Consider the following 7281-nt stretch of genomic DNA (forward strand, 5'->3'; position numbering starts at 1 on the left):
TCCCTTATAGGAACTGGCTAGCCACCGAACCGATCGGTTTGGGAGAGTTTGATCTCGACTGATTTTTTCTTTCCGCTTCGGTAAAATTGCACCTTTACCTTGTCGCCGACTTTCTTTTGATAAAGATATTTACGCAGATCGACGATATTTTGTACTTCCTTGCCGTCAAACGATGTCACGACATCCAGCTCTTTTAGCCCCGCTTTTCCTGCTGGAGACAAAGGCTCGACACTCATCACGACGACTCCGGTTGTGACCTTTGATGGCAGTTTTAACGTTTCCTGCCAATGATAGCTCGCAATATCTGCTAGTGATTTCATCCCAACACCAAGGTACGGACGCTTCACCTCTCCATAGCGCTCTAAATCCTCTATGACAGGGATCACCAGATTCGCAGGAATAGACAGCCCAATCCCTTCCACCTCTGACTCAGCAATCTTCATTGAATTGATGCCGATCACTTTGCCGTCCATATTGATCAAGGCTCCGCCGCTGTTCCCAGGATTAATGGCGGCATCCGTTTGCAAAACTTCCGCATTCCAATCCGTCTGTCCATCACCATTAGAATCAACAGGGATCGCACGCTCCGTTCCAGAAATCACACCTTGTGTGACGGAGCCAGCAAATTCAAGACCTAATGGATTTCCAATGGCGATGACAGGCTCACCTGGTTTGACATGGTCTGAATTGCCGAAGGCGGCGGTTTTCTTGATCTTATCACTTTTGACCGTGAGTACCGCTAAATCCATAAGCTGATCACTGCCGACAAGATTTGCCCCGATCCTTGTCCCGTCCTGAAGGCTCACTTCAAGCTGGTTTGCGCCTTTGATGACATGATGGTTGGTCACGATATAAAAGGTGTCACCCTTTTTTTTATAAATCACACCTGACCCGCTACCTGCTTCACCGCCTTCTTCCCAAAAGCTCGACTTTTGAATGTTAATGACGCCGACAACTGTATCTGACATACTCGATACCACTTTTGTGACCGCATCATTCACGTTCACATTGACGGTCTTTAAAGGGCCATCTGATGCCTGCTGATCTCCAGCTGATTTCCAGCCAAAGGGGCTGCCGCTTTGTCCAGACACATAGGGGAAAAAGAATCCCATTAAAAAAGCTCCTACCAATACACCGATCAGACCAGATAGGAAATATCCTTTTCTGCTTCGTCTCGGCTTCCACTCTACATCGCGATAATCCACTATGTTTCCTTCCTTTCAGTGAATAGATGATGTATATAGTGTTGGTAAGAAGCTCTTATCTTAATCATACGATTGTAAAAATCATACGGCGCAAAGCGGGGTTGCTTTTTTCGGGTCCGTATCATATAAATCAAAGCCGTCCCCTACAACAAAGCCCTTCATTTCAAGCGTCTGCTGGACCGCCATACGGGCTAAGTCCTTCATGTTGTTGTCTTGACTCAAGTGGGCCAAATAAATGCGTGAGGTGGCGTCTCCAATCACGTCTGTCATAGCAAGAGCTGCATCTTCATTGGATACGTGTCCGACATCGCTCAAAATTCTGCGTTTAATACTCCAGGGGTAGCGCCCCATTTGCAGCATGCCGACATCATGGTTGCTCTCAAATACGAACGTATTGGCTGATTTAATAATCCCTTTCATCCGGTCACTCACATAGCCTGTATCCGTCATAAGGGCAAGTTTACGCCCGCCATAATGGAATACGTAAAACATGGGCTCTGCCGCATCATGTGATACGCCAAATGATTCAACATCGAGACCGCCGAATGATTGAACCGTCTCCATATCAAAGTGGAATTTCTGCTCCGTATCCACTTTCCCAATATGTGACTCCATCGCCTTCCATGTTTTCGCATTTGCATAGACAGGAAGCTTGTACTTTCTTGCCATCACACCAAGTCCTTTAATATGATCTGAGTGCTCGTGTGTGACAAAAATTCCGTCCAAGTCTTCTGGCTTTCGGTCGATTTGACCAAGCAGCTCTACCATCTGTTTGCCGCTTAAGCCCGCATCTACTAAAAAAGCATGCTCGTCTGTTTCTAAATAAAAAGCGTTCCCCGTACTTCCGCTCGCTAGTACACTGAACTGCAAGCTCATGTTCTCTCACTCCAATGAAGATTTGTCTTCTTTCTCTATATGATCAAGTGTTGAGCCATCAATGGCATTGATCAAATATTCTTCTTCTGTCTTTTTCTTTGAACCAGCTGCCACGCCTTCAATCTCTACTCGCCATACAGGAACCATGACTTGAGTGCTTGCACCTGGGTATTGCGTGTAGTAGCCAAGCTCCACTTTTTTCACTGTCGTGTTTTGGCTCAGCATATTTTGTGTATATAAGTCCTTCACCGTTTCAAGCGCTGGGACAAGGGTTTCTTTTCTCACTTCATTAATCGATGTCACCATCGACTGCCGATACGAGACGACCTCGTTTTGATCGTTCACATCCAATGTGATCTTCCCAATAGTTTCGGTGTCATCAAGACCTTCTTGGAAGATGTATTTTCCTTTATACGTTTGGAAAAAGACGATTTCACCTGTTTCTTCATCGATGCTCCAGAGCTTATAATTCTTACCATCCAGTAAACGCTGGCTCACAAGATTGGTCGCTGCTGTTTTCATATCTTTTTTCGGCAATGCAACTGGTTTATTGAAGGTCATTTCAAGCAAGGTGACAGGATCATCTTTCTCGGTTTTCGGGAATGTGCTTTTCGTCTTTTGATCAGCTAATCCGTCGACATCCTTTTTCGTATATTGCTTTTTCTCAGCTGTAATGCGGTATCCAATCTTCGCTTCATCTGATAGATTGCCATATTTGATTCCGTCTGCCTTCATTTCTTCCAGCGTATCTGTTTTTTCGATAATCGCAAAATGATCGGTCGATCGCTTTTCAAAGTATTGAAAACCTAGAAAGATATCGAGAACGAGAAAGGCTAGGATAAAGATCGTTTTGGTCTTATTCCACTCCATGATTCTCGCTCCCCTCTGTCAGCAAATCATTCGATAAAATGACGGTTTTTCCGTTATATTTCATACACCATACCGGCTCTAGCCAGACAAACATCGCTTGATCCTGATCTGATGCCGTGGATGTCGCTTGATAGGCAGGGAAAATCTGTTCAATTTTCTCTAAATCATCATACTTCGTCTGCTTGATGATCAAGTTTTTCAGCTCTGTCCCATTCATCAGTTTGACCTGTTCACTCTGACTCGCTTTGTTGCCGAGAATGTAGTTTGGACGCTTATAACTCAAAATGTCATCATTCGCCCATTGCACTTCAAGTGATGTCATACCAAATGGATGCTTTGTGCTGTTGACGATCGGCAGTCCATCCATAAACATATTAAAGGACAGCTGCTGGTTGCTGTTGATGCCGAAGTATTGATAATTATCGGTAAAACTTCCGTTATCATTGAAATATTTCACGCTTCGCTTGATCAAATCTCCCGTTTGGAATACGGTACTAGAATTGATATTACGATGCTGATATTGGATGCGGTGGTCTTTTTGATTTGCTTCAAGACGACTCGTTCCATCTGTATACACCGTCCGGTTTAAATTAGACTCTTCCCCAACTAGACTTGGGTCTGTAAACAAAGCGTCCTTGAATTTGCTTGTCTTAATCGTTTCGATAAAGAACATTTTCGCTTCAAGCTGCTTTTGCTTCTGCGGCAGAAGGAAATCTCGTTTTGAATTTGTAGAGAAAGTATATAGATCATAGCGCGGCATCTCGTTTTGAGCGGCGGCAATGCTATCCATCAGATTACGATAGTTGGCTGATTCAATCGTCAGCTCAAGCACCGATTCCTTGCTGTATGAGATCAAATAGACTTTCTTATTGGCCTTATCCGGCTGAGCGAACGGCACAATCATCCGGTCAAACGAGTTGTATTCAATGGATTTATTCGGCCATTTAAACAGCGCTTGGAAAATATCAATCGGAATCGGATCATTGAACACAAGATCCAATGTTTTACCTTGCCCCTCGCGTCCATAGAAGAAATTCTTAAATTTCTGCTCGGAATATTGGTCCGACACATCGGCAATCTCTTTGACATCCCACAGGCTCACATCATTCCAAAAGTTTTGGAAGAGTTCCTTTTGATCCACTTTGAAATGCTCTCCATTGGAATGGATGAACATCTCACGCGGCTTCACGACATCAATGAGACTCCGAGGCTCGTCGCTTGAAATCTTCTTCGTTTCCACGACCTTTGTGCCGGCATCCGCCTGATCCTGCATGACGGGCTGGAACATCCAAATATTCCACGTAAACACAAGACTGATCGCAATTAGGATTGTCAATATAATGGTTTTAAAGGTCTCACGCTTCATCCCAATCATCCTCTTGTTCTTCATTGTACGGAAGGGTAAAGGTTACCGTTGTTCCTTTTCCTTCAATGCTGTCAGCCCAAATATCTCCGCCATGAGCCTGAACCATTTCTTTTGCAATCGCAAGGCCTAGGCCGGTTCCGCCAAGCTTTCTTGTTCTTGCCTTATCCACTCGATAAAAACGTTCAAAGATTTTATCCATATCCTTCTTCGGAATACCGATTCCTTCATCTTTGACACTGAATAACACAAGACCTTGCTCCTCATCCAAATCGACAGTGAACGTAATATGTCCACCCTCTGGCGAGTATTTCATAGCATTGGAAATGATATTATCGAGCACCTGAGTGATTTTATCTTGATCAATTTCCACATATATTTCACGCTGCGGCAAGTTGCGGATGAAATCGACATGCTGCTCCTTCGTCATTTCAAAACGATCAATGACGAGCGAGATAAACCTGATAAAATTCGTCCACTCACGATTGAATTGATAATCCTTGCTGTCGAACTTAGACAGCTGGAGCAGGTCATTCACAAGTCTAATCATGCGCTCTGTTTCATTTTGCGTGACACTGAGGAACCTTGGCGCAAGCTCTTTATCACCAATCGCACCTTCAGCGAGAGCCTCAAGATAGCTTCGCATCGTCGTAAGCGGTGTGCGCAGCTCATGGGATACGTTCGCCACGAATTCACGACGTTCCGCATCAATTTTTTCCTGCTCGGTTACGTCATAAATGACCGCGATCAAGCCATCAATCTTCCCATGCTCTTTCTGAATCACTGAGAAATTGACACGCAAAACAGACAGTTGATCTTCACGTTCAATTTCTAGCAGCATGGAGTCTTGATTTTCGACTAAATCTTCAAATGTATGAGTTTCTTCTAAGCCAAGCAAGGATGTAATCGGCATCTCTAGAGCTGTTTCACGTGAAACATTCAAAAGCTCTAGTGCCGGGCTGTTTAATAGAATAATGGCCCCGTTTTGATTCGTGGCAATGACGCCATCGGTCATATAGGCGATAACAGAAGAAAGCTTTTTCCTCTCACCCTCTGTCATCAGCTGCGCTTCCTCCAGCTCTCTCGTCAGATGGTTAAATGTCGTTGCTAGTTGACCAATCTCATCATGTCCATACTTTCGGACCTTTCTGGAAAAGTTCCCTTTGGCGAGCTCGATCGCTTGCTTTCTCATATCCGAAATTGGGTGTGTAATGGTTCTGAATATGAATATACCAAGTAGAGCGGTCGTCCCAAGTGCGATGAGTGTACCCGTCGCCAAAATGGTGTTGATCGTTCGCATTTGGTTAAAAACACTTTCCATGGATGAGACCACATAAATGACACCAACAGTTTCTTGGTTCTCATTTTTCACGGCTGTTGCTGATATGCGGACTCGTTTATTCGATTCTGGGTCATAGAATTTTTTTTCGTAGTCTTTGCCAACCGCGAAAATACGGCTAATGATTTGATCTGTGATTTTCTTCCCGGCAATCTCTTGACTGCCGTTATTCACAGAGGCAATGACTTCTCTGCTTTCGTCAATATAGCTGACTTCAGAAATTTCATTAGACTCATCTTTGTTGTTAAAATCGTTTAATATCTTTTGAGCATCCTCTTTTAATTCTGCCTTGCTTTTCGATGAATCTTGTTCTAGGTAATACGATAACGAGTAGATTCGCTGATTCAAGGAATTATCATATGAATTAATTAAGGACTGCTCTAGCTGCTTCACAAAGTACACGCCAATGATCTGCATGGCGACAATGATCAGCAGCACATAAATCAAGGTCAATTTAAAGTGAATCGAGCGAAAAAAACCTACTTTACTCATAAGAATCTTAGTCCTGCTCTGGGTTTCTTAAATAGTAGCCGACGCCTCGTCTTGTCACGATCCAGCTCGGGTGGCTAGGGTTGTCTTCAATTTTTTCACGAAGACGGCGGACTGTCACGTCTACTGTACGGACATCTCCAAAGTAATCGTAGCCCCAAACCGTTTGCAGTAAGTGCTCACGTGTCATGACTTGTCCAATATGTTTCGCTAAGTAATGAAGCAATTCGAACTCACGATGCGTTAATTCAATCGTTTCGTCACGCTTAGACACGACATACGCATCTGGGTAGATCACAAGTGAACCAATCTCGATATCATTTGATTCAGATTCTTCCTCTGATTGCGGAGCAGCCGTCTGTCTTCTTAAATTTGCTTTTACACGTGCAAGCAGCTCGCGTGTACTGAATGGCTTTGTGACATAATCGTCCGCGCCAAGCTCAAGACCAATGACTTTATCGATTTCAGAGTCTTTTGCTGTCAGCATGATAATCGGCATATCATATTTCTTTCTCACTTCACGGCATACTTCAACGCCATCTTTGTTCGGCAGCATAATGTCGAGCAAAATGATGTCTGGCTTAATTTCTTCTACCATTTCAAGGGCTTCATTTCCGTCATACGCACAATGAACCTCGTAGCCCTCTTTTCTTAAGTTAAATTCCAATATATCCGCAATCGGCTTTTCATCATCTACGACAAGAATCTTTTTTTCCATTGTGATTTCCTCCTGCATTTTTAGCATCTATGTCATTCCATTTTGCATGTCTCATTACGCCTTTTTCATTTACGAAAAAAAGGCTCACTGTCTATTATAACGTTTTACGAGGCAAAGATAAAAATAATAACGGCTTTCTTTGCTAGTAAACGTTGGATAGAAGAACCCCGCCCAAAAGATTTGATGACTTTTTCCTTTTTTATTGAAACTTTTCCAGTCACCAAACGTCTATATACATGTAACGTCTTCTTCTTATGGAGCCGGGCCCTACCTAGGTCCGGCTTCTCCCTTTTTATGCCTTCTTTTCATAATAAAAACGCACCTGCGATTGCAGATGCGTTTGGAAGTGGCTCGGGACGGAATCGAACCGCCGACACACGGATTTTCAGTCCGTTGCTCTACCAACTGAGCTACCGAGCCA

Annotated in this window: 6 protein-coding genes and 1 tRNA gene; all 7 read right to left on the bottom strand. The window is 43.7% G+C overall.

From position 1 onward, the window contains the following. Positions 1–17 precede the first annotated feature (17 nt). The 7 genes from KVT11_RS10030 to KVT11_RS10060 all read right to left on the bottom strand — a co-directional run bounded on the left by KVT11_RS10030 (position 18) and on the right by KVT11_RS10060 (position 7280). Positions 18–1205, bottom strand: a complete 1188-nt coding sequence (locus KVT11_RS10030) for a S1C family serine protease (protein ID WP_210552277.1) — start codon at positions 1203–1205, stop codon at positions 18–20. An 81-nt stretch (positions 1206–1286) separates the two neighbouring features. Then, complete coding sequence (locus KVT11_RS10035; protein WP_007497388.1) at positions 1287–2081, bottom strand: MBL fold metallo-hydrolase; 795 nt, start codon at positions 2079–2081, stop codon at positions 1287–1289. A gap of 6 nt (positions 2082–2087) precedes the next feature. Next, entirely contained in the window at positions 2088–2951 is an 864-nt protein-coding gene (locus tag KVT11_RS10040; RefSeq protein ID WP_017368442.1) for a two-component system regulatory protein YycI, read from the bottom strand. Continuing rightward, positions 2938–4317 (bottom strand): two-component system activity regulator YycH, encoded by a 1380-nt coding sequence (gene yycH / locus KVT11_RS10045; protein ID WP_156061150.1) that lies wholly within the window; start codon positions 4315–4317, stop codon positions 2938–2940. Before yycH ends, KVT11_RS10040 begins: the two co-directional genes overlap by 14 nt. Next, positions 4307–6145, bottom strand: a complete 1839-nt coding sequence (walK, locus tag KVT11_RS10050; protein ID WP_007497390.1) for a cell wall metabolism sensor histidine kinase WalK — start codon at positions 6143–6145, stop codon at positions 4307–4309. The genes yycH and walK overlap by 11 nt, the downstream gene beginning before the upstream one ends. A 7-nt stretch (positions 6146–6152) precedes the next feature. Next, the gene (gene yycF / locus KVT11_RS10055; protein ID WP_017359978.1) at positions 6153–6860 is read right to left on the bottom strand and encodes a response regulator YycF; all 708 of its coding nucleotides are present in this window, start codon (positions 6858–6860) and stop codon (positions 6153–6155) included. A 347-nt stretch (positions 6861–7207) separates the two neighbouring features. Further along, positions 7208–7280, bottom strand: a tRNA-Phe gene (locus tag KVT11_RS10060). Position 7281 lies beyond the last annotated feature (1 nt).

Source organism: Bacillus sp. GbtcB10 (assembly GCF_019091365.1).
In the GTDB taxonomy this organism is placed as follows: domain Bacteria; phylum Bacillota; class Bacilli; order Bacillales; family Bacillaceae; genus Bacillus; species Bacillus altitudinis.